We start from the raw sequence: 23,457 nt of genomic DNA, 5'->3' as shown, positions 1-23,457 counted from the left end.
AAAGAATATTTCCATAAGTTTGTATTATATCCAAATATATGAATTACGAAAGAATAAAAGAGAAATTAAATATTCTTGCAGATGCAGCAAAATATGATGTTTCCTGTTCCAGCAGCGGAAGTAAGCGAAAAAACACCAATAAGGGTTTAGGTGACTCAAGTGGTTCGGGTATTTGTCATACCTATACAGAAGATGGTCGTTGCGTTTCTTTGCTTAAAATTTTACTGACCAATCACTGTATTTTTGATTGTGCTTATTGTGTGACAAGAAAAAGTAACGATATTAAAAGAGCAGCGTTTAAAGTTCAAGAAGTAGTCGATTTAACCATTCACTTTTATCGCAGAAATTATATCGAAGGACTTTTTTTGAGTTCGGGTATCTTTAAAAGTCCAGATCATACAATGGAACGCTTGGTGCAAGTTGCTAAAAAACTGCGTTTAGAAGAAAATTACAATGGTTATATCCATTTAAAATCAATTCCAGGAGCGAGCGATGAACTCATGTTTGAAGCGGGACTTTATGCCGATCGCCTTTCGGTAAATATTGAAATTCCGACAAGGGAAGGCTTAAAGCTTTTAGCTCCCGATAAAGATCGAAAAGATTTTCTGCAACCCATGAACAAAGTGAAAAATGAAATTATACGCTACAAAGCAGAAAAGAAAATCATTAAAAGCACGCCAAAGTATGCTCCTGCAGGGCAAAGCACCCAAATGATTGTGGGAGCTACCAACGAGACCGATGCACAGGTAATGTACACCGCTGCATATTTCTACAAAAAATACCAGATGAAACGTGTATATTATTCTGGCTATATTCCCATTAGTTACGACCCTAGATTACCGTCTATCGGTACCGATGTGCCTTTATTACGAGAAAACCGACTTTACCAAGCCGATTGGCTCATGCGTTTTTATGGGTTTTCGATTGAGGAATTACTTAATAAAGAGCATCCTAACCTCGATAGTGATGTCGATCCAAAACTGAGTTGGGCACTGCGAAATTTACACCTTTTCCCAGTAGATGTCAACAAAGCCGATAAGCAAATGTTAGCTCGTATTCCTGGGCTTGGGATGAAATCTGTCTATAAAATATTAGGTGCCAGAAAGTACAGAAACCTTAATTGGGAACATTTAAAAAAAATTGGTGTTGCCTTAAATCGAGCTAGGTATTTTATGGTGTGTGATTCTCGAGATTTCGAAAAAAGAGATTTGTCTGCTGCCTCAATAAAGAATTTGATTTTACAAAATTCACAAAGTAAATTCAGAAATACCTATGGCAACCAACTGAATTTGTTCGATAAACATGATCAATTAATAAGTATTTAAAAAAACTATGATTTTCATCTATGACGCCTCTTTCGAGGGGTTTTTAACCACGGTGTTTTCTGCTTACGAACAAAGATGTAACAATCCTAAAATTCTAAAGCATCACCAATTTATAGAAAGTTTTTTTGAAGAAAGTGAGACCGTTTTTACTTCACAAGAAAAGGCCAAACGAGTCTGGAAAAAATTAGAAAAAAATTGTGGGAAATCAGGTTGTAACCAGATCTACCGAGCTTTTTTAAGCGAAATAGAAGGAATTGAAAACACACTTTTTCAATACATCCGACACGCCATGAGTTCCTCAAAAAACATCACTAAAGATTATGCTCATCCTGCAGTTTTAGAAGTGGTACAAACGGTAAAAAAAGTAGGTAGAGAAAAACACCGAATGGATGCTTTTGTTCGTTTTAGAAAAACCAGAGACGGTATCTATTTTGCCACGATAGAACCTGATTTTAATGTGCTTCCACTCAATGTGAAACATTTTAAAAATCGTTATGCCGATCAAAAATGGTGTATCTATGATTTAAAACGAAATTATGGAATCTACTATGATTTGGAAAAGGTGAATATTGTGCATTTAGAATTACCAAAAAATATTTTACAATCTTCATCTGAGTTTTTTACCTCTGAAGAAATAGAATTCCAACACTTATGGAAAAACTATTTTGACAGTACGAATATCAAATCTCGAAAAAACGTGAAATTGCACCAACAACACGTACCTAAACGCTATTGGAAGTATTTAAGTGAAAAATATTTATAAAATTTCTGCAGTAATGCCAGCATCCAAAATTTTGCTACATCTAGGTTTTAAGTCGTTCATTTCTCCTGTTTTTACAGCACATTTTCCTGTATAATGAATAAGTAAAGTACATTGCTCTGCCTGAATAGGATTATGGTCACAAGTAGAAATAAGCGTGTCGATGACGTGATCAAAAGTGTTGTAATCATCGTTATACACAATAATCTCGTATTCTTTATTTGTCTTTTCGACGGTGAGTACTTTTTCTAAAACTTCTTCTTGTACGCTCATTTTGATAAGTTTACCTTTCAAAAATAATAAATTTTAAAATGATAGCTAAATTATTTTACAAATTTAGCGGCTACCCAGTTCTCCTTTTCTTTGTGACTTTGATAACTCAAACCTAAAGATTCACATTTTTCCCTTATGATCGGCAAATCTTCCTGATAAAATCCGCTAAGATAAACCTCGCCTTTCTCGGTAAGTGTTTTCACGTAAGTGGGCAAATCTTCCCACAAAATATTACGGTTGATGTTCGCAATGACTACATCATAACTTCTTCCTTTTAACAGCGATTTTTCACCTTCTACAGCAGTAATATGTTGGCAACGGTTGCGCTCAATATTTTCTAAGGTATTGAGGTAACACCAATTATCGATATCGATGGCATCAATAGGTTTGGCTCCTTTCATCGCTGCAAGAATCGCCAAAACTCCGGTTCCGCAACCCATATCCAAGACTTTTTTGTCTTGCCATTGGTTTTCTAAAATATATTCAATCATCATATGCGTAGTAGCGTGATGACCCGTACCAAAAGACATTTTTGGCTCGATGACAATATCGTATTTTACATTTTTGGAAGGATGAAAAGGTGCTCTCACGTGGCATTCTTGGTTCACTTCGATGGGTTGAAAGTTCTTTTCCCACTCTTCATTCCAGTTGACTTGCTCAATAATTTTACTTTCGTAAGAAATTTCAAATTCATCCGTATTTAAAATCTGAATCCCTTTCACTTTTTCTGCATTGTGTAAACCTTCTAACACATAAGCTTCGAGACCTGTTTCGGTTTCTACAAAACTTTCAAAATCGATTTCTGCCAGTTCCGCCATCAGAATTTCGGAAGCAGGTTGTGGCGGGTTTACCGTAAAAAAGTAACCAATATAGCTAGGCGTCATCTCTAAAAAGCCTTAATTATTGCTGTAAAATCATCCGCGTTAAGTGAAGCTCCACCAATCAAACCTCCATCGACATCGGGTTGAGAGAAAATTTCTTGAGCGTTATCGGGTTTCACACTTCCCCCGTATAAAATCGAAATACTTTCCGCAACAGCATTATTGTACTTTTCTGAAATTTTAGTTCTAATAAAAGCATGCATTTCTTGTGCTTCGGCTGGAGTTGCCGTTTCGCCGGTACCAATTGCCCAAACGGGTTCGTAGGCAATCACCACATTTTTCATGTCGTTTTCACTGACTTGGAATAAACTCTCTGCCAACTGATTTTCAACCACACTAAAATGCTCATTTTTCTTTCTCGCATCTAACTCCTCTCCTACGCAAAAAATCACTCGAAAGTTTTGCGCCAAAGCTGCCTCTACTTTTTTTGCCAAAATCGAATAAGTCTCATTATAAATCGCTCTACGTTCAGAATGCCCTATAATAACCGTTGTTACTCCAATACTTTTTAACATCGAAGCAGCGACTTCACCTGTAAAAGCACCATTCTTATTTTCGTTGATATTCTGGGCAATCACTTCTATGTTCGATTCTTTTACTATTTCTTTGGCAGGATACAACAATGGAAAAGCTGGTGCCACCATTACTTTTACTTCGTTGTGCAATTCCTTACTCACTAAGCTTGATAAAAGTGAAATACTTTGCGGTAAATCATTATTCATTTTCCAGTTTCCAGCAACTATTTTCTGTCTCATTTCCATTATTTTTTTATGAAGTTCTTATTCGCGGATCCAACCAGCCATAAATAATATCCACCAAAATATTGATAAGGATAAACATCATGGCAATAATCAAGACCGAACCCATTATAATTGGCAAATCTAAGGTATTTAGAGCATTTACAATCTCTTTTCCAAGACCATTCCACCCAAAAATATATTCTACAAAAACAGCACCCGCCAACATCGAGGCAAACCAACCCGAAATAGCTGTAATCACAGGATTCAAAGCATTTTTAAAAGCATGTTTATACACTACCCTAAAAGGCGACAAACCTTTGGCTTTGGCTGTTCTGATGTAATCTTGTTCCATCACTTCGAGTAAAGAGTTTCGCATCAGCTGCACAATAACTGCCAACGGACGAATTCCCAACACAAATGCCGGTAAAATCAGGTTTTTTAAAACCAGCTGGTTTTCTTCACCAAAATCGTCGAGTTCATAAAGTGAGCCTGTGGTATTCAAATTAGTATATTCGTGTAAAACATAAGCAAAAAACCAAGCAAAAATAATCGCACTAAAAAACGATGGAACACTCATCCCGATGGTACTTACTACCTGAATGGTTTTATCCAACCAACTGTCTTTTTGTAGTGCCGAAACAATACCTAGAAAAACGCCCACCAACATCGCAATTCCGATAGCCGAGATAGCAAGAATCATCGTATTGGGCAAGGTCTCGGCAATCACGGTAGAAACTTTTTTATCGTTTTTCTGAAAAGACTCCCGTAAATACGGAAACTTAATTGCTAAAACTGTTTTCTCTGTACCAAAAAGAGCTTGAGCAGCGTATTTTTTTTCATTTAAGTAAGTATAATCCTCAGGATTTGTTGAATGGAACGAAATGGGTAATAAATCATTCAAATAATACAAATACTGTTTGGAAAGTGGTTGATCAAAGCCATATTTGGCGCGAACGACTTTCAGTTGCTCTTCGCTTTGGTTTTGTCCCAACATCATCTGGGCTGGATCGCCAGGTAATACCGTAAACAACAAGAAAATAACCGTAATCACACCGATGAGCGTTAGTAAGGCATAGCCTATTTTATGTAAAACCAGCGTGATCAAATTCCAAAAATTACTTTAACTCGATGTCGTTGGCATCGTTCCAGTGAGCCTTTTGAATGATAACTCCTTTTTTAATAGTTACCAAACCGGGGTTAGACCGAACAATGGTTTTAATTGCCGTCTCATCGGTAAAGTAGAAATCAATATCCATATGATGTTTTGACTTAAGCGATTCTATGTCTTGTAATCCAGAAGCGGACAATGCAATCACACGATACCCATTTTCTTTAGCTCTGTTAATAACCTCTTGGATTTTAGACCATCCTTCGTCTTCAGATTTTGCCAAATTATACGCTGCAATCATCAAGATTTTTTCTTCGTTTAAAATTTCATCGGTAAAATCGCCTTCTTGATTGTAGAAACCGAAATCATTGATTGGCGGTAGCAACTCACCCTTTTTCGGAATCATATTTTCCTCAATGTTCGTTCCTTCTTTATAGGCTCTAAAGTCGATTGCCGGTAAGTGCATCAACACATAATACGCAAAACTAAGGCAGGCTATAAACACTAAAAAAATAATTCCACTGTTGGCTTTTTTACTGAAAAATGGTTTGATATGTTGATCATAAAAGAAAATAATCAAAATCAAAACCAACAAAATAATATCCTTATAAAACGATTGCCACGGTGTTAACGGGATCGCATCACCAAAACAGCCACAATCGGTCACCTTATTGAAATAGGCCGAATAAAACGTCAAAAAGGTGAAGAATAAAATCATCAATAGCAACGACCATTTGGTAAATTTTTTAGCATACCCCAATAGAAGTGCTACACCTAACAGAATTTCGGCAATGACCAAAATTATGGCCAAACCTAGCGCATAAGGCACCAAAAATGGGATATCCAACACCCCAGGACTAAAATATTCTTGCAGTTTATACGAAAACCCGAGCGGATCGTTAAGCTTCACAAATCCACTAAAAATAAATAAAATCCCTACAAATACTCTTGCAAAATTGACTAATACGTTCATATAATAAGTTTAATTTTCTTGATGGTAATTTAAATGAATTAAGGCAAAAACCGCATAATTGATCATATCTTGGTAATTGGCATCGATGCCTTCACTCACCAAGGTTTTGCCGCTATTGTCTTCTATTTGCTTGACGCGTAAAATTTTCTGTAAAATCAAATCGGTAAGGGAACTCACCCGCATATCACGCCAAGCTTCGCCATAATCATGGTTTTTGTTAAGCATCAAATCACGTGTGGTTTGGATGTGCTTATCGTATAATTCTATGGCTTCTTCGGCAGACATATCGGGTTGATCGACCACTCCTTTTTCGAGATTGATCAAAGCGATAGCAGAATAATTGAAAATAGCAATAAATTCAGCAACCTCATCCTCATCTACTTTTCTAACAGCGTTTTCTTGTAAACTTCTAATGCGTTGTGCCTTGATGAAAATCTGATCCGTCAATGAAGGCAAACGTAAAATACGCCAAGCGGCACCGTAGTCTTTGAGTTTATTTTCAAACAATTGACGGCATTTTTGAACCACCGCATCGTATTGTTGAGAAGTTTTTTGCATAAAAACACTGTATTTTGCGTAAATTTCGTAGAATTATTTTGAATATTCAAGGTTATTTTAAAAAAAGCATGGAGATCAATTGTAAAGGCAAGTTAATCTGTTTAGACTCACCCCAAATCATGGGCATTTTAAACCTCACGCCCGACTCTTTTTACGACGGTGGAAAATATAAATCTGACAAAGAAATTCTCACACAAACTGAAAAAATGCTTACCGAAGGTGCTTTTTGTGTTGATGTTGGTGCTTATAGCTCGCGGCCCGGAGCAGATGATATTTCGACAGAAGAAGAGCTTTCGCGAATTTTACCTATCGTTGAATTACTGCTAAAAAAATTTCCAGAGATTCTTCTTTCTATCGATACGTTCAGAAGTAAAGTCGCCCAAAAATGTGTGGAAACCGGCGCAGCGATTGTCAATGATATTTCTGGCGGATGCTTGGATGAAAATATGTTGGAGACCGTCGGAAAATTACAAGTACCTTTTGTGATGATGCATATGCAGGGGAATCCGCAGAATATGAAAGATAACAATCATTATGAAAATTTGATTCAAGACATCATCTATTATTTTTCACAACAGGTGGCAAAAGCGAGGCAACATCAAATTAACGATATAATCATCGATCCTGGTTTTGGATTTTCCAAAAATATCCAACAGAATTTCGAATTATTAAACCATCTCGAAAGTTTCAAAATATTAGATTTACCTCTTCTGGCTGGACTTTCACGAAAGTCGATGATTTATAAAACCCTAAAAACCACACCCGAAAATGCTTTAAACGGAACGACCGCGCTTAACGCGATTGCTTTGTATAACAAAGCTAACATTTTGCGGGTGCACGATGTAAAAGAAGCCAAAGAATGTGTGAGGCTGATGCAGAATATAATCAATTAAAGTCTATATGTATTTTGATAAAATTCTTTCTGCCGAAATCTCGGAACGAGTAAATTTTACAAGTGAAATCAGTAAAATTTATACCTGCTTGTCGGCAGACAAGTCGAGAATAAGAATTTTAGTTTATGGAATAGTTCTCGATACAATTTTTTTATCAAAAAATCACTCGAACTGACATTTTTAGAGTTGACTTAACTCAAAAAGCACAACACGTCAATTAAATTTTTTATTTTTACAAAAAAGCAACGTTTGGATTCACTTCAATTTCTTGACCTTAGAATTTTAGACATCATCGATATTGTCTTGGTCGCTATCTTATTGTACTACGTTTACAAACTCGTAAAAGGTACGGCTGCCATCAATATTTTTATCGGAATTGTGATGATTTACCTCATCTGGAAACTCACCCAATTACTGGAGATGGAAATGCTCAGCAGCATACTCGGACAATTTATTGGCGTAGGGATGTTTGCGCTGATTGTGGTCTTCCAACAAGAAATCAGAAAGTTTTTACTCATGATTGGTTCGACCAATTTTGGTGCGAGACGTAATTTTTTAAAGCAGTTTAAATTCAGCCGTGAGAACGAACAAGAAATCCTAACCAACATCAACGCCATTACCAAAGCCTGCGAAAATCTAGGAAAAACTTATACGGGTGCGCTCATTGTCATTCGGAGAAATACAAGCCTCGATTTTGTGAAGACTTCAGGCGACAAAATGCAGATTGAGGTCAACCAACCGATTATCGAATCTATATTTTACAAAAACTCTACCCTTCATGATGGGGCAATAACTATCGAAGATAATAAAATCACCGCAACACGTGTGATTTTACCCGTTTCTAACGATAGAAACATTCCCCTGCGTTTTGGTTTACGCCACCGTGCGGCAATTGGTATTACCGAAAAAACAGATGCACTGGCAATTGTCGTGAGTGAAGAAAGCGGACAGATCTCCTATATAAAAAACGGTTCGTTTGAACTCTTTGAAGACATTGATGAGTTGACTGAGAAAATTAAAAAGGATTTGAGGTAAAATTAAATACCTTGTCAAGTACATAATGACGTTTACACCTGACTTTCCTCCTGCATAAACTGTACTTCGTAAAGATTTCGGTAGTAACCGTTTTCGATTTGCAGCAGTTCTTGATGATTACCCATTTCCACAATTTTTCCTGCATCCATGACCAAGATTTTATCGGCTTGTTTGATGGTGGCCAAACGATGGGCAATCACAATAGAAGTTCGTCCTTCGGTAATTTTGTTGGTTGCTTGCTGGATGAGATGTTCGCTATAACTATCGACCGAAGAAGTAGCTTCATCCAACACCAAAATTGAGGGATTGCTCACATAAGCGCGTAAAAAAGAGATCAACTGACGTTGCCCGCTCGACAACATCGCACCGCGTTCTTTGACATTATACTGGTATTGGTTGGGCAATGAATTGATAAAATCGTGTACACCTATTTCTTTTGCCGCAGCGACTACTTGCGCTTCTGTAATTTCGGGATGGTTGAGCGTGATGTTTTGCAAAATACTATCGGCAAATAAAAACACGTCTTGTAACACCACTGCAATTTCACTTCGCAACGATTCCAAAGTAAACTCGTTAATATCCGTTCCGTCTATTTTAATGACGCCACTATCGATTTCGTAAAAACGACTCAACAGATTGATGATGGTACTTTTACCAGCTCCAGTCGCCCCGACAATGGCAATGGTTTCACCCGACTTGACTTCAAAAGAGATATTTTTAAGCACTTCTTCGCCTTCAATATAACTGAACACCACATTTTCAAACTGAATATCACCTCTAAAATCATGGGCAATCTTTTTCCCTCCATTTTGTATTTTAGCATCGGTATCCAAAATTCCAAACACACGATTGGCAGCCACCATTCCCATTTGTAGGGTATTGAACTTATCGGCAATTTGGCGAAGTGGTCTAAACAATAATTCTATCAGGTAAATAAACATCACAATATCTCCAACTGTTGCTTCTTGCCCAGCAATAACCCGTAATCCGCCATACCAAGCTACCAAACCAATCGCAATAGAGCTCGACATTTCGGCAATCGGAAAGAAAATAGAGTTGTACCAAACCGTTTTCACCCAAGCTTTTTTATGCTTTTCATTAATTTCCTTAAACTTTTCATATTCTACTTTTTCACGGTTGAAAAGCTGTAATATTTTCATTCCGGTAATACGCTCTTGCACAAACGAATTGAGATTAGATACTTGCGTACGCACTTCTTCAAAAGCAATTTTCATTTTCTTCTGGAAAACACGCGTAGCATATAAAATAAAAGGAAGAATGATCAAAACCAAAAGTGTAAATCGCCAGTTTTGGTAAAACATAAACCCAAGAACGACCAACATTTTTAGTAAATCACTCGCAATCATAAACAAACCTTCACTAAAAATACTAGCAATGGTCTCGATATCGCTCACCGCACGAGTGACCAATCTTCCGACAGGAGTGTTGTCAAAATATTGCTTTTTGAATTGCAACATATGATCAAACAACTTCACACGAATATCCCTGATCACTTCTTGCCCCAACCAATTGGAGTAAAATACAAAACTAAATTGAGCCAAGACTTCGAAAATCAATACCACCATCATCATCACCACATAAAACAACAAGTCTTCTTGGTCTTTGTACAGAATACTTTCGTTGATGGTCACTTTGGTCAGGTAAGGCCGTAAAATCGCCAATCCGGAAATAAGAATCGCGGTAAAGCCTACAAAAAAGAAGGTGAGTCGATACGGCTTGGTATAACTCAAGAGTCTTTTAAAAAGCTTTAAATCAAATGCGTTTCCGGTTTTACTCATTTTCTGTTAAAAAAATTGATGACGGATATTCTACCTTGGTTAAAAAAAGCCCTTTGGCTTCGACCGAAACTCCTGCTTCGCTCCTACTTTTACTCTGTATGATTTCGTGCATTTGTTCCACGGTTTTTTTACCCGAACCAATTTCAATCAACGTTCCGACAATAGCACGCACCATATTCCTTAAAAATCGGTTGGCTTTGATGGTAAAAACCAATTGGTGATCTTTCTTTTTCCAATAAGCATATTCGATGTCACAATTATAAGTAAAAACATCTGTTCGTGACTTAGAAAAGCATTGAAAATCTTTATACGCCAATAAAATTCCTGCAGCTTCGTTCATCGCTTCTACATCAAGCTTATTCTTTATAAATAAGGCATATTTTTCCGTAAACGGATTTTTCTCTAAATCGATAAAATATTGGTATTCTCTAGCGGTCGCATCGAACCTTGCGTGCGCTTCCGGAAACATTTTATACACATTTTTTACAGCAATACTTTTCGGAAGCATTCCGTTGAGTTTGTATAAAAACAGTTGGTAATCTGGTATTTCTTCGGCTTCAAAATGAGCAAAAATTTGTCTAGCGTGAACACCAGTATCGGTTCTTCCTGCGCCAATAATTTCGGTATCTTTTTGCAAGACGATAGCCAATTTTTCTTCTAGGGTTTCTTGCACCGAAATGACATTGGGTTGCCGTTGCCAACCGTAAAAATCTGCTCCGTTAAACGCCAATTCTATAAAATACCTCAATTTATTTTACTTTTGCGACAAAGATAACACCAATCTCTATTTTCTCAACCTATGCCCACAAAAATCTTGTTATTGAGTGATACCCACAGTTATATTGATGATCGCATCCTCGCTTACGCGGAAAAAGCCGATGAAATTTGGCATGCGGGTGATATTGGTGATTTACAAGTAACCGATTTACTACAACAAAAGGCTCCGCTCAAAGCGGTTTACGGAAACATAGACGATGCCAAAGCGAGAAAGGAATTTCCGTTACACCAACGTTTTACTTGCGAAAATGTAAATGTTTGGATCACACATATTGGCGGTTATCCCAAAAAATACAGTCCTGCGATAAGAGAAGAAATCAGACAGAACCCTCCGAAGTTATTTATTTGCGGACACTCACACATTTTAAAAGTCATGCCCGATAAAGATTTAGGTTTGTTGCACATGAATCCTGGAGCAGCAGGAAAACACGGTTTTCACCAAGTACGAACGATGCTACGATTCGAAATCCACGAAAGTGACATCAAAAACCTGGAAGTAATCGAATTGGGCAAAGGATAAAAACAAAACCCCAAAAGCAAGCTTTTGGGGTTTCTTCGCACTAATACTACTAAGATGTTAGGTTTATCGTAAACGGTCGACAGATTTTACGAGTGCTTCGTCCTTTTTGATGGCTTTATTGGCCATCACTAAAAAAACGATAGAAATGATCGGAAGAAACATCCCAATACCTTTCTCAGAAATCAATTCTCCAGGTATAGTTAGCAACCAGTAAACAAAAAATCCTAGTAAAATAAGGTTTAATATGATGTTCAATCTGTTCATCACAAATTGAAGTTTTCTGTTTTTAAATAAAAATATGGTAACCAATGCCAATAAAGCACTGAACAAAAATGCTGCCAAAACCATGGGTTTATCGATGGCATAGATAGGCACATTGTTAGCAGTATTCCATAAATACAAAAAGTGAGAGCCAACGGCACTTATCAGTACGACTATAAAAAGGTATATACTTTGTATACGTTGTATCATCACAGCTTGTTTTCGCCACAAAAATAGAATATTAATTTTATTCTACAATTACCAATATTTAAAATAAAGTTGTATTATTGCAATATCAATTCGTAACCAACTCAATTAAGGTTACTTATAATTCCAATTTTTTTTCAAAAAACCCACGATACAAAAAACAAGTGTATCTATTCTTTATAAATTTATTTATTACCCAATATAAATGTTAGAAATTTCAGAATTAAAAGCTAAGAAATTGCCAGAGTTGCAAGAAATAGCTGCATCTCTTAATGTTCCTAAATACAAGACATTAAAAAAATTAGATTTGGTCTATCAAATCTTAGATTACCAAGCGGCCAACCCTGTAAAAACTAAGGAAAAGTTGAGCAGTGACGAGAGTAAAACTCCAGCTTCCGCGGATAAAAAAGACAATACTACCGTAAAAAAGAAAAGAACTAGAACTAGAAAGCCTGCAAAAACGCAAGAACAAAAACCTGAGCCTAAACAGCAATCTGCACCGAGCGCTAAAAATAGCAATAAAAGCAGTGATAGTAAAAAGGAAGACCCTAAAAGAGCTGACAAAGACGATACAAAAAGACAAGATAAAAAAGAGTCATCGTCTACTCAAAATACGAAGAGAACTAATAATCCTCCTCAGAAAAAAAACAACCCAGGTCAAAACAAAAACGATAATTCCAATAAAAACAACGGAAACAAAGACAATAGAAACCGTTACCGCGAACCCGATTATGAGTTTGACGCCATTGTAGAAAGCGAAGGTGTTTTAGATATCATGCAAGATGGTTATGGTTTTTTAAGGTCGAGCGATTACAATTACCTTTCTTCACCAGACGATATTTATGTATCACAATCGCAGATTAGATTGTTTGGTTTAAAAACCGGAGATACCGTTTTGGGACAAATAAGACCCCCAAAAGAAGGCGAGAAATATTTCCCTCTAATTAAGATTTCAAAAATTAATGGTCTAGACCCACAAGTGGTGAGAGATCGTGTTTCTTTTGATCATTTAACACCGCTTTTCCCTAACGAAAAGTTTAACATTGCCGAAAAGCAAAGCACACTTTCTACCCGTATCATCGATTTGTTTTCTCCGATAGGAAAAGGACAAAGAGGAATGATCGTATCGCAACCCAAAACAGGTAAAACCATGTTGCTAAAAGACGTGGCAAATGCAATTGCAGCGAACCATCCAGAAGTTTACCAGATTATATTATTGATTGACGAACGTCCGGAAGAAGTAACCGATATGCAACGCAACGTAAAAGGTGAAGTTGTTGCTTCTACTTTCGATAAAGAAGCCAACGAACACGTAAGAGTTGCGAATATTGTGTTAGAAAAAGCAAAGCGTTTGGTAGAGTGCGGTCACGATGTGGTGATTTTGTTAGATTCGATTACGCGTTTGGCAAGAGCCTACAATACGGTACAACCTGCCAGCGGAAAGGTTTTAAGTGGCGGTGTAGATGCGAATGCCTTACACAAACCTAAACGTTTCTTCGGTGCCGCAAGAAATATAGAAGGCGGTGGTTCATTATCGATTATCGCAACGGCCTTAACCGATACGGGATCAAAAATGGACGAAGTGATTTTCGAAGAATTCAAAGGAACTGGAAATATGGAACTTCAATTAGACCGTCGTATTTCCAACAAACGTATTTTCCCTGCGATAGATTTGGTTTCTTCGAGTACACGTCGTGATGACTTATTACTTGACGAAAACACCATACAACGCATGTGGATTTTAAGAAAATACCTTGCCGATATGAATCCAGTTGAAGCGATGGAGTTTATTCATGACAGAATTAAACAAACCCGTAACAACGAAGAGTTTTTGATTTCGATGAACGGATAAGTAGTATCCCGATACACTAAAATATGAATCCCAATAACACGTGGTTATTTTTAACGCTACAAACACTTAAGTTGGTAGCAGCCGGTGCGGTTATTGGGATTTTTCATGAACATGACTTTGCACTCATGTTATTTTTAGCAACTCTTTTAGGATTGGATTTTTTTCTAAAAAGAAGGAAAAAGCACAAACAGATTTATTTTATCGGCATTATCACTACGGGAGTCTTAGGTTTACTCGCCGAATTTTGGGGTGTTTACAATAACCATTGGGAATATCATAACATCGATGGGAAAATGTTTCCTTACTGGTTAGTTTTTGCTTGGGCTTGGGCCTTTAAATTTTTATACAAAATAGAGTTGTTCTTTGTTAAGAAGTATCGTTTAAATTCACTAAAATCAAAATTACTCCTTACCGTTTTAGTTGCGGCTATCTTTCCTACGTTAGGTGAAATGATTACTATTTATCTTGGTGTATGGACTTATGCTTGGCCCTATCAAATTCTAGGTGTTCCTTTATACGCGATTGGCTTATTGGTCGTCTTTCATACGGGAGTAAGCTGGCTGCTTATCCACCTCAACAAATACCTTAAAGCAGAAGATCAGGTTTTTGGTGTAAAGCTTAATTCTTAAACCTCTCTTAACTTATTTCAAAACAAAAAAAGCCCCCAATTTGGGAGCTCTAAAATTTTGAACACTAAAATTACACTGACTTATAAAGCAGCTACGTGTTTCGCTAATTGCGACTTTAAGTTTGCAGCTTTGTTAGAATGTATAATATTGCGTTTTGCTAATTTATCGATCATAGAAACTACACCAGGAAACATTTTTTCTGCTTCCTTCTTGTCTGCTTCTTTCAATTTTTTGATGGCAGTACGCGCAGTCTTGTGTTGATAACGGTTTCTCAAACGCTTCACATCATTACTACGTATTCTCTTTAATGCCGACTTATGATTTGCCATAACTCCTAGTTTAATTTCTTAATTTTCTTTGTAGTCCGTAGGGGAATCGAACCCCTGTTACCAGGATGAAAACCTGGCGTCCTAACCCCTAGACGAACGGACCATTAACTTAATATTTGATGAACTTTATTTTTTGTAGTCCGTAGGGGAATCGAACCCCTGTTACCAGGATGAAAACCTGGCGTCCTAACCCCTAGACGAACGGACCATTAACTTAATATTTGATGAACTTTATTTTTTGTAGTCCGTAGGGGAATCGAACCCCTGTTACCAGGATGAAAACCTGGCGTCCTAACCCCTAGACGAACGGACCATTTTTCGCCATAAATGCGGATGCAAAAATAATATTTATTTTTAATGCACCAAAAATTATTTTGTTTTTTCTTTAAATTAATAAGCTTTCGCAAAAAGCACACGCTGTTTCGAGGCTTTCCCTGAAAAAACACAGCTTCCTTCTTCCAATTTATTTCCTACAGGAATGCATCTGATCGTCGCTTTTGTAAGTTCTTTGATTTTCTCTTCGGTTTCCGAAGTTCCGTCCCAATGAGCCGAAATAAAACCTCCTTTTTCTTTCAGTACTTTTTTAAATTCTTCAAAAGAATTGACTTCAGTAGTATGCGCTTTTCTGAAATCAAAAGCTTTTTGGTATAAACTCTTTTGCATTTCTTCCAACAAAACTTGCACCTTCGCTACCACATCACTTTGATTGACAAACTCCTTTGTCAAGGTATCTCTTCTTGCCAACTCTACACTTCCTTTCTCCAAATCTTTAGGACCAATGGCCAAACGAATCGGAACGCCTTGTAATTCATATTGGGCAAATTTCCATCCTGGTTTCTGGGTATCCCGATCGTCATATTTTACCGAAACACCAGCATTTCTCAAATCATCAGCCAGTTGATTGGCAACTTCAGAAATTTGAGCCAATTGCTCTTCTCCTTTATATATAGGAACAATAACCACTTGTATCGGTGCTAATTTTGGCGGTAACACCAAGCCGTTATCGTCACTATGCGTCATAATCAACGCACCCATCAATCGTGTAGAAACACCCCAGCTGGTCGCCCAGACATGTTCTAATTTTCCTTCTTTGCTCGTAAACTTCACATCAAAAGCTTTAGCGAAATTTTGACCCAAAAAGTGTGAAGTACCCGCTTGCAAGGCCTTTCCGTCTTGCATCAGCGCTTCTATACAATAGGTTTCTTCCGCGCCAGCAAAACGCTCACTTGCAGTTTTCACACCTTTTATTACCGGAATTGCCATAAAATTCTCTACAAAATCGGCGTAAATATCATTCATTTGTTCGGTTTCTTGTAGCGCTTCTTCCTTTGTTGCGTGTGCTGTATGACCTTCTTGCCAAAGGAATTCTGCTGTACGTAAAAACAAACGGGTACGCATTTCCCAACGAACCACATTTGCCCATTGGTTAATCAAGATAGGCAAGTCACGATACGACTGTATCCAACCTTTATACGTGTTCCAGATAATCGCCTCGGAAGTTGGTCTTACCACTAATTCCTCTTCGAGTTTAGCCTCTGGATCGACAATAAGTTTTGAAGGATTATCAGGGTCGGTTTTTAAACGGTAATGCGTTACAACTGCACATTCTTTGGCAAAACCTTCGGCGTTTTTTTCTTCTGCCTCAAACAAACTTTTAGGTACAAACAGCGGAAAATAAGCGTTTTGATGTCCTGTAGCCTTGAATTTTTTATCGAGCTCAGCTTGCATTTTTTCCCAAATAGCAAAACCGTAGGGTTTAATGACCATACAACCCCTTACCGCAGAGTTTTCTGCAAGGTCTGCTTTGACAACCAATTCGTTATACCATTTAGAATAATCTTGACTTCTTGACGTTAGCTTATTACCCATTGTCTGTATTTTGGCACAAATATTGTGTTTTATTAGTAAATTTCAAATTTCAGCAAAACTAAGTAAATTTGAATAATGTTTAACTAAAAACTCCTGAGAAATGATGAACAACAACTCATATATACAAAAACTACTAAGATTACCTCTTGGGGTTTTGGTCTTCTCTGTGCTTTTCGGCTGCGGAAGCTACGAAAACGCTAGTAACGATGGTATTTATTCCACTTCAAGTGAAAACGTAACGGAAGTTGAAAACACAGAAAACATCAGTGCCACTCCAAATACGGAAGGTAATTATTATCAAAATTATTTTAGAGAACAAGGTCAGCAAATCTCTGAAGCAAAAGATTACAACGACCAAAATGCTGTTTTTACAGATATAGACAGTTATTCTTCTAATCAGAATAATCAGAATTATGAGGACAATCAGGTTTATACGGATAGTCAAAACTACCAAACCGACGATTATAACAGTTACGGAAGTTGGGGAAGTAATGCCTCCACTGTAAATGTAAATTATTATAACAATAACCCTTATATGTGGGGCGGTTGGTACGGTGGCTGGTATGACCCTTGGATGTATAACGCTTGGGGCGGCTGGGGTTATTATGGCCCTTATTACGGCCCAGGCTGGAGAGTAGGATATGCGTGGGGTTGGCCTGGTTACTATGGTTATGGCGGCTGGGGTTACTACGGCTGGAACAATTGGGGTTATTATCACCCATATCATTATGGTGCAAATTATGGTGTAGCTTATCAATCTTATGGCAGAAACTATAGAAGTTCTTACGCGAGAACCTATAACGGAAGAAGGGATGCTAACAATATTGGTAGAAGGGATTCCAGAATAACCGATTCACCTCGCTATAGCCCAAGATCTCAAAACACAAGTAGAGTGAGAAATTCTAATGGAGTAAATGCGAGAAGAAATTCGGCAACGACAAGAACCAATAGGAGTTCTACTTATAGAAATACTAGTCGTTCTTCTAGAAACACTTACTATAACTCTTCTACCAGAAGAAGTTCTAACAATAATTCTGTAAGATCGAGATCTAGTTCGCCTACACGATCGGTATCGCCATCGCGATCTGGCTCTACAAGAAGTAGTGGCTCTGTAAGAAGTGGAAGCTCGTCTAGAAGTAGCGGAGGTGCTACACGAAGTGGCGGAAGCAGAAGAAGATAATTTTAAACATTGCTATGAAACCTATTTTTACCCTTTTATTAGTTGGACTCTCAAGCTTAAGTCTTTTTAGTCAAACTACAGAAGATGCTTTGCTCTTTTCGCAAGAGCGACTATCGGGAAGTGCGCGTTTTATCGGAATGGGAGGAGCTTTCGGTTCACTGGGCGGTGATTTATCCGCTTTGAAGGTCAACCCTGCAGGTTCGGCAATCTTCCTCCATAATTATGCAACCTTTACGCTTTCCAGCGAAACTTATACCAACGATGCTACTTTTATAGACAACCTTGAAAATAGACGAAACAATTCGTTTAACATCGAGCAAGCGGGTGCCGTTTTTGTCTTTAACAATACCAACGAAGCAGCTACCATCAACAAGCTAGCGTTTGGTATTACTTACGATATGCTTAATGGTTTGAATAGACGCTATAATGCTCAAGGAGAAAATTCAACGTCTATTGCTAGCTATTTTGAAGGTTTAGCCAACGGTGTTCCGCTAGATTACTTCACTCCAAGAAATGGTGAAAGTTTACAAGATTTATATATTTATTTAGGAGAAACCCGCTTTGACAATCTAAATATTTCCAACTCAGAATTACAAAGTGCTTATTTAGGGTATGAAGCTTTTTTATTTGATGCAAATGACCCAAACAATTTAGATAACACTGCTTATACTTCCAATGTAACGGGCTCAAGTTTTGACCAATTTTACAGTCATTCCTCACGAGGTTATAACGGAAAGTTATCCTTTAACGGTTCGATACAGCTATATGAGAAATTGAATGTGGGTGTAAATCTTAATTTACATACCCTTTATTACGAAAGAACGACCGGTTTTGACGAAATTATTGGAAATCAAAGTGAGATCAACAACATCTACTTTCAAAACAGCCTTTCCTCTGTTGGGATTGGTTTTTCCACACAAGTGGGTGCGATTGCCAACCTCAATGATTATGTTCGTGTAGGTGCCACTTACCACTCACCCACTTGGTACAGCATTTCTGATGAAACCACCCAATTCCTATATACTTATAGTAACGAGTTTGGCGAAGTTTATGCAGATCCGAACGTTATTAATGTATACCCTAATTATAGACTGAAAAATCCTGGAAAAGTAACCGGTAGTTTAGGACTGGTGTTCAAACAGTTTGGCTTGATTAGTTTTGACTACAGCTATAAAGATTATAGCAACACTCGACTTTCGGCAACTGAGGGCACTTATGATTACGACGCACAAAATCAAGCAATGGAAACTTTATTCACTTCGGCTTCAACTTACCGACTTGGTGGTGAATACCGTTACAATAAATGGAGTTTTAGAGCAGGTTACCGTATGGAAGAAAGCCCTTATGAAAACAAGGATTTAATGAGCGATTTAAATGGTTATTCCGGTGGAATTGGCTATGACTTTGGCGAAATAAAACTCGATGCAGCTTATGACTATTCATCACAAGATTTTCAGACCTTCGCTTCAGATTCAGGTATTAGCCAACCTATTCAGATAGAAAACGAAAGGCATAATATCATCCTTTCGCTTTCGTTCGATTTTTAAAAAATCACTTTCGTGAAGACACTACAAAAAGCTGTCTCTTTGAGCAGCTTTTTTCAGCTACAGCAATTTGAAATTATAAATAATTCAAAAACCGTTCAAATTACTTATCTTTGCACCCAATTTATTAGAATTAAAGATTGATGAAAATAGATAAATTATTTGAGGAGATTGAAGAGCAAGGTGACAATCATATTTCATCGAGTACAGAAAATCCGATAAGAAAAGACGCTTTCGAAAAGTCTGATGAAGAAAAAATTGACCTTATTGAACAGGACGTCAAAAACATGTTAGAGACTTTAGGAATGGACCTAACCGACGACAGTCTAAAAGGTACACCAAAACGGGTGGCAAAGATGTTTGTGAAAGAGCTTTTTGATGGATTACATCCAGATAAAAAGCCAAAAGCCTCTACCTTTGAAAACAAATATAAATACGGCGAAATGCTGGTCGAAAAAAACATTACGGTTTATTCTACCTGCGAGCATCATTTGTTACCTATCGTTGGAAGAGCTCACGTCGCTTATATTTCTAACGGAACCGTTGTTGGTTTATCAAAAATGAACCGTATTGTCGATTATTATGCCAAAAGACCGCAAGTACAAGAACGCATGACCATGCAAATTGTGAGAGAGCTCCAAGAAGTTTTAGGCACTCAAGACGTCGCTTGTGTGATCGATGCCAAGCATTTATGCGTGAACAGTCGCGGTATCAGGGATATAGAAAGCAGTACCGTGACTAGCGAATTTGGCGGAAAGTTTAAAGAAGCCGCTACCAAAAGAGAATTTCTCGACTACATCAATATGGATACCGAATTTTAAAAAACGCATCAACAAAATGCCTTTATACGAAAATCAAAATTTAAAAATATACAATTCCCTTACGGGAGAAAAAGAAGTGTTTCAATCGATTACTCCAGGCTATGTTGGGATGTACGTTTGTGGGCCAACCGTTTACAGCAACGTACATTTAGGAAATTGCCGCACTTTTATTTCTTTTGATTTAGTATTTAGGTACCTCAAACATTTGGGGTATAAAGTTCGCTATGTGCGAAATATTACCGATGCCGGACACCTCGAGAACGATGCAGAAGAAGGCGAAGACAGAATTGCCAAAAAAGCACGCCTCGAAGAGCTCGAACCGATGGAAATTGTACAAATGTACACTGTCGATTTTCACAATACCTTACAAAAATTTAACAATATTGCGCCAAGTATCGAGCCTACCGCCACTGGTCATATTGTCGAGCAAATAGAATTTATCAAAGAAATCATCAATAACGGGTTCGCCTACGAAGCTCAAGGCTCTGTCTATTTTGATGTGTTAAAATACAACGAAACCAACCATTATGGCACTTTAAGCAAGCGTAAGTTGGAAGATATGATTGCCAACACACGTGAACTTACCGCCCAATCGGATAAGAAAAACCCGCAGGATTTTGCTTTATGGAAAAAAGCCGAACCGCAACACATTATGCGTTGGCCTTCGCCGTGGGGCGTTGGGTTTCCGGGCTGGCATTTGGAGTGTTCTGTGATGAGCACTAAATATCTCGGCGAACGTTTTGACATTCACGGCGGCGGAATGGATTTAAAATTCCCGCACCACGAGTGTGAAATCGCACAAGGAAAAGCCGGAACAGGTCACGACCCTGTCAATTACTGGATGCACGCCAATATGCTTACCCTTAACGGAAAGAAAATGGCAAAAAGTACCGGGAACAATATCCTTCCAGAGGAAATTTTTTCTGGAGACAATAATATTTTAAGCAAAGCATATCATCCCTCGGTAACACGCTTTTTTATGCTTCAGGCAAACTACAGAAGCATTTTAGACTTTTCAGATGATGCATTGCAAGCTTCTGAAAAAGGTTTTTTCCGTTTGATGGAAGCGATTGCTTTATTACCCAATCTTTCGACCAGTGAGCCATCGAGTTTTGACATCTCAAAATGGAAACAAGATTGCTACGATGCAATGAATGACGATTTTAACAGCCCTGTTTTAATTGCACATTTATTTGAAGCAGTAAAATTTATCAATTCGGTAGCGACTAACCAAGCGACAATTTCGGAAACCGATAAAGCGACGTTAGAAAAGACCCTACACGATTTTACTTTTGAGGTGTTAGGCTTGGTTCCCGTGATGAATGGAAGTACTTCTGAAAACGGAAAAGACAACAAGCTCAGTCAAGTGATCGATTTACTGATTACGTTACGTAAAAAAGCCCGTGACGATAAAGATTTCGCTTTAAGCGATCAAATAAGAGACGAACTTGCTAGAATGGGTATCGAACTGAAAGACGGCAAAGACGGGACGACTTTTAGTATCAAATAAGATGTCGCTCAAAAAAATACTCATAGCGCCTTTTTTGTTACTGATAAAATTCTACCAAACGCTTATTTCACCTTTGACACCTGCAAGTTGTCGGTTTACCCCTACTTGTTCACATTACGCCAAAGAAGCCCTAGAAGTTCATGGACTAGGAAGAGGTTTGCTGTTAGCAATTAAACGTATAAGTAAATGTCATCCTTGGGGAAAAAGCGGTTATGATCCTGTGCCCAAAAAAGAAGAATAATTACTACAAATCCGTATTATTCAACCTATATTTACCAAAATTTTAAAATTACGTGATGATTTTCGACGCAATTACTTGGGACCCTTCTAAGGGTATCGACTTAGGTTTTTTTATGGTTCGCTATTACAGTTTGATGTACCTTGTAGCTTTTGGTTTAGGTTGGTACCTGATGAAAGCGATATATAAAAGAGAAAACCTCAGCCAAGAAAAACTCGACAAGCTTTTTATGTATACCGTTATTGCGACCTTGGTAGGTGCAAGATTAGGGCACGTTATTTTTTATCAGCAAGAATTGTTTGTTGAAGATCCGTTATCGATTATTCTACCGGTGAGTTTTAACCCTGAATTTGAGTTTACGGGCTTTCAAGGTTTGGCAAGTCACGGAGCCGCAATTGGAATCATCTTGGCAATGTATTTTTATTCGAAAAAGGTGATTCAGAAACCTATTTTATGGATTTTAGACCGCATTGTCATTGCGGTAGCTTCGGGTGGCGTTTTTATCCGTTTGGGAAATTTTATCAACTCAGAAATTATCGGAAAGCCTACCAACAGTGATTTTGGTGTCATCTTTAAACAATTGGGCGAAGATTTCCCAAGACATCCTACTCAATTGTATGAAGCTGCTTGTTATGTGGTGGTTTTCTTGATTTTATATTTCACTTATTGGAAAACCAACAAAAGTGAAAAATTAGGCTTTATTTTTGGATTGTTTCTCGTGATGCTTTGGACCGTACGATTGGTCATCGAATTCTGGAAAGAAGCACAAGTAGAAGAACGCGCTACTTGGGCACTCAATACCGGACAATGGTTGAGTATTCCGTTTATTCTGATAGGCTTATACTTGTTGTTTAGAAAATCTAATACTCCTCAAGATGCATAAGTTTATTTTTGTGTTATTCAGCCTAAGCGTCATCATTGCTTGTAAAGAAGATAATAAAAAAAACAAGGTTGAAACGTCTGAAGTAAGTTTTACCAAAGACGGCGAACTCACTTTTTATAAGAACAGCGAAATACTTACCAAAATTGACATCGAAACCGCCGTTTCTGATTATGAACAGCAAACAGGTTTGATGTATCGCGAAAGCATGCAACCTCACCAAGGCATGTTGTTTATCTACGAAAACGAGCGACCACGTCCAAACTTTTATATGAAAAACACCTATATTGCTTTAGATCTAGTGTATATCAATGCCAAAAATCAAGTCGTAGAAATCAATAAAAATACTACACCGAGAAGTTCACAACCTATATCTGCACAAGCTCCTGCCAAATATGTGTTGGAAGTAAATGCTGGTTTTACCGACCAGTGGAATATACAGGTGAATGATTCAGTGGAGTTTCAATTGGAAAAATAATTTTAGATTGCTATTTT

General features: G+C 37.6%; 25 protein-coding genes and 3 tRNA genes. 14 read left to right on the top strand and 14 right to left on the bottom strand.

From position 1 onward, the window contains the following. Positions 1 to 38: 38 nt before the first annotated feature. Together DNG35_RS06615 and DNG35_RS06610 are read left to right on the top strand one after the other, a co-directional pair. Entirely contained in the window at positions 39 to 1,325 is a 1,287-nt protein-coding gene (locus DNG35_RS06615) for a putative DNA modification/repair radical SAM protein (protein ID WP_111127156.1), read from the top strand. Positions 1,326 to 1,332: 7 nt separating this feature from the next. Then, positions 1,333 to 2,088 (top strand): TIGR03915 family putative DNA repair protein, encoded by a 756-nt coding sequence (locus DNG35_RS06610; RefSeq protein WP_111127154.1) that lies wholly within the window; start codon positions 1,333 to 1,335, stop codon positions 2,086 to 2,088. Here DNG35_RS06610 and DNG35_RS06605 read toward each other — a convergent pair. Genes DNG35_RS06605 through DNG35_RS06580 form a run of 6 tightly spaced genes read right to left on the bottom strand, consistent with a single transcriptional unit; the run spans position 2,083 to position 6,618 of the window. Further along, positions 2,083 to 2,358 carry an ATP-dependent Clp protease adaptor ClpS gene (locus DNG35_RS06605; RefSeq protein WP_111127152.1) on the bottom strand — a complete coding sequence of 92 codons (276 nt, stop codon included), beginning with the start codon at positions 2,356 to 2,358 and terminating at the stop codon, positions 2,083 to 2,085. The two genes, DNG35_RS06610 and DNG35_RS06605, sit on opposite strands and share 6 nt — an antisense overlap. Positions 2,359 to 2,408: 50 nt before the next feature. Then, on the bottom strand, positions 2,409 to 3,242 hold the full coding sequence (gene prmA / locus DNG35_RS06600; protein ID WP_111127150.1) for a 50S ribosomal protein L11 methyltransferase: 834 nt from the start codon (positions 3,240 to 3,242) through the stop codon (positions 2,409 to 2,411). A gap of 2 nt (positions 3,243 to 3,244) precedes the next feature. After that, positions 3,245 to 3,994, bottom strand: a complete 750-nt coding sequence (gene tpiA / locus DNG35_RS06595; protein WP_111127297.1) for a triose-phosphate isomerase — start codon at positions 3,992 to 3,994, stop codon at positions 3,245 to 3,247. A gap of 13 nt (positions 3,995 to 4,007) precedes the next feature. Beyond that, positions 4,008 to 5,084, bottom strand: a complete 1,077-nt coding sequence (locus DNG35_RS06590; RefSeq protein WP_111127148.1) for an ABC transporter permease — start codon at positions 5,082 to 5,084, stop codon at positions 4,008 to 4,010. A 10-nt stretch (positions 5,085 to 5,094) separates the two neighbouring features. After that, positions 5,095 to 6,060: a BT_3928 family protein gene (locus tag DNG35_RS06585; protein WP_111127147.1), complete on the bottom strand. Its 966-nt coding sequence runs from the start codon at positions 6,058 to 6,060 to the stop codon at positions 5,095 to 5,097. Between the two features lie 9 nt (positions 6,061 to 6,069). Then, complete coding sequence (locus tag DNG35_RS06580; RefSeq protein WP_111127145.1) at positions 6,070 to 6,618, bottom strand: DUF1599 domain-containing protein; 549 nt, start codon at positions 6,616 to 6,618, stop codon at positions 6,070 to 6,072. Between the two features lie 68 nt (positions 6,619 to 6,686). Between DNG35_RS06580 and folP the strand changes: the two genes are divergently transcribed. Both folP and DNG35_RS06570 read left to right on the top strand, forming a co-directional pair. Further along, positions 6,687 to 7,511, top strand: coding sequence for a dihydropteroate synthase (gene folP, locus DNG35_RS06575; protein WP_111127295.1), 825 nt, complete (start codon positions 6,687 to 6,689; stop codon positions 7,509 to 7,511). A 249-nt stretch (positions 7,512 to 7,760) separates the two neighbouring features. Beyond that, complete coding sequence (locus DNG35_RS06570; RefSeq protein WP_111127143.1) at positions 7,761 to 8,546, top strand: diadenylate cyclase; 786 nt, start codon at positions 7,761 to 7,763, stop codon at positions 8,544 to 8,546. Positions 8,547 to 8,578: 32 nt separating this feature from the next. Here DNG35_RS06570 and DNG35_RS06565 read toward each other — a convergent pair whose 3' ends face one another. Together DNG35_RS06565 and truA are read right to left on the bottom strand one after the other, a co-directional pair. After that, complete coding sequence (locus DNG35_RS06565; protein WP_111127141.1) at positions 8,579 to 10,345, bottom strand: ABC transporter ATP-binding protein; 1,767 nt, start codon at positions 10,343 to 10,345, stop codon at positions 8,579 to 8,581. Further along, the gene (gene truA / locus DNG35_RS06560) at positions 10,338 to 11,093 is read right to left on the bottom strand and encodes a tRNA pseudouridine(38-40) synthase TruA (protein WP_111127139.1); all 756 of its coding nucleotides are present in this window, start codon (positions 11,091 to 11,093) and stop codon (positions 10,338 to 10,340) included. Before truA ends, DNG35_RS06565 begins: the two co-directional genes overlap by 8 nt. A 51-nt stretch (positions 11,094 to 11,144) precedes the next feature. Between truA and DNG35_RS06555 the strand changes: the two genes are divergently transcribed. Beyond that, the gene (locus tag DNG35_RS06555; protein ID WP_111127138.1) at positions 11,145 to 11,642 is read left to right on the top strand and encodes a metallophosphoesterase; all 498 of its coding nucleotides are present in this window, start codon (positions 11,145 to 11,147) and stop codon (positions 11,640 to 11,642) included. Between the two features lie 63 nt (positions 11,643 to 11,705). Here DNG35_RS06555 and DNG35_RS06550 read toward each other — a convergent pair whose 3' ends face one another. Beyond that, positions 11,706 to 12,113, bottom strand: a complete 408-nt coding sequence (locus tag DNG35_RS06550; RefSeq protein WP_111127136.1) for a DUF4293 domain-containing protein — start codon at positions 12,111 to 12,113, stop codon at positions 11,706 to 11,708. Between the two features lie 202 nt (positions 12,114 to 12,315). Between DNG35_RS06550 and rho the strand changes: the two genes are divergently transcribed. Then, entirely contained in the window at positions 12,316 to 13,962 is a 1,647-nt protein-coding gene (gene rho / locus DNG35_RS06545; RefSeq protein WP_111127134.1) for a transcription termination factor Rho, read from the top strand. A 23-nt stretch (positions 13,963 to 13,985) separates the two neighbouring features. Next, positions 13,986 to 14,591 carry a hypothetical protein gene (locus DNG35_RS06540; protein ID WP_111127132.1) on the top strand — a complete coding sequence of 202 codons (606 nt, stop codon included), beginning with the start codon at positions 13,986 to 13,988 and terminating at the stop codon, positions 14,589 to 14,591. A gap of 80 nt (positions 14,592 to 14,671) precedes the next feature. On the opposite strand, the gene rpsT is transcribed toward DNG35_RS06540, so the two are convergent. The 5 genes from rpsT to proS form a co-directional block, all read right to left on the bottom strand. Then, a complete protein-coding gene (gene rpsT, locus DNG35_RS06535) occupies positions 14,672 to 14,920 on the bottom strand; it encodes a 30S ribosomal protein S20 (protein ID WP_111127130.1) in 249 nt (82 codons plus the stop codon). Positions 14,921 to 14,951: 31 nt separating this feature from the next. After that, positions 14,952 to 15,023, bottom strand: a tRNA-Glu gene (locus DNG35_RS06530). Between the two features lie 33 nt (positions 15,024 to 15,056). Next, a tRNA-Glu gene (locus DNG35_RS06525) sits at positions 15,057 to 15,128 on the bottom strand. A gap of 33 nt (positions 15,129 to 15,161) precedes the next feature. Continuing rightward, a tRNA-Glu gene (locus tag DNG35_RS06520) sits at positions 15,162 to 15,233 on the bottom strand. A 77-nt stretch (positions 15,234 to 15,310) separates the two neighbouring features. Further along, complete coding sequence (proS, locus tag DNG35_RS06515; protein WP_111127128.1) at positions 15,311 to 16,789, bottom strand: proline--tRNA ligase; 1,479 nt, start codon at positions 16,787 to 16,789, stop codon at positions 15,311 to 15,313. A gap of 100 nt (positions 16,790 to 16,889) precedes the next feature. On the opposite strand from proS, the gene DNG35_RS06510 reads away from it, so the two are divergent. The 7 genes from DNG35_RS06510 (at position 16,890) to DNG35_RS06480 (ending at position 23,440) form a co-directional block, all read left to right on the top strand. Then, positions 16,890 to 17,969, top strand: coding sequence for a hypothetical protein (locus DNG35_RS06510; RefSeq protein WP_233494464.1), 1,080 nt, complete (start codon positions 16,890 to 16,892; stop codon positions 17,967 to 17,969). A gap of 14 nt (positions 17,970 to 17,983) precedes the next feature. Then, positions 17,984 to 19,516: an OmpP1/FadL family transporter gene (locus tag DNG35_RS06505; RefSeq protein ID WP_111127124.1), complete on the top strand. Its 1,533-nt coding sequence runs from the start codon at positions 17,984 to 17,986 to the stop codon at positions 19,514 to 19,516. Between the two features lie 140 nt (positions 19,517 to 19,656). Next, a complete protein-coding gene (gene folE / locus DNG35_RS06500) occupies positions 19,657 to 20,334 on the top strand; it encodes a GTP cyclohydrolase I FolE (RefSeq protein WP_111127122.1) in 678 nt (225 codons plus the stop codon). A gap of 16 nt (positions 20,335 to 20,350) precedes the next feature. Further along, complete coding sequence (gene cysS, locus DNG35_RS06495; RefSeq protein WP_111127120.1) at positions 20,351 to 21,844, top strand: cysteine--tRNA ligase; 1,494 nt, start codon at positions 20,351 to 20,353, stop codon at positions 21,842 to 21,844. Position 21,845: 1 nt separating this feature from the next. Further along, positions 21,846 to 22,085: a membrane protein insertion efficiency factor YidD gene (gene yidD / locus DNG35_RS06490; RefSeq protein WP_111127118.1), complete on the top strand. Its 240-nt coding sequence runs from the start codon at positions 21,846 to 21,848 to the stop codon at positions 22,083 to 22,085. Between the two features lie 55 nt (positions 22,086 to 22,140). Beyond that, positions 22,141 to 22,965: a prolipoprotein diacylglyceryl transferase gene (gene lgt / locus DNG35_RS06485; protein ID WP_111127116.1), complete on the top strand. Its 825-nt coding sequence runs from the start codon at positions 22,141 to 22,143 to the stop codon at positions 22,963 to 22,965. Then, the gene (locus tag DNG35_RS06480; RefSeq protein WP_111127114.1) at positions 22,958 to 23,440 is read left to right on the top strand and encodes a DUF192 domain-containing protein; all 483 of its coding nucleotides are present in this window, start codon (positions 22,958 to 22,960) and stop codon (positions 23,438 to 23,440) included. Before lgt ends, DNG35_RS06480 begins: the two co-directional genes overlap by 8 nt. The last annotated feature ends 17 nt before the right edge of the window (positions 23,441 to 23,457 follow it).

Origin of the sequence: Mesonia sp. K7 (assembly GCF_003233725.1) — a bacterium.
Lineage (GTDB): Bacteria > Bacteroidota > Bacteroidia > Flavobacteriales > Flavobacteriaceae > Mesonia.
This window is presented reverse-complemented; position numbering and strand designations above follow the sequence as displayed.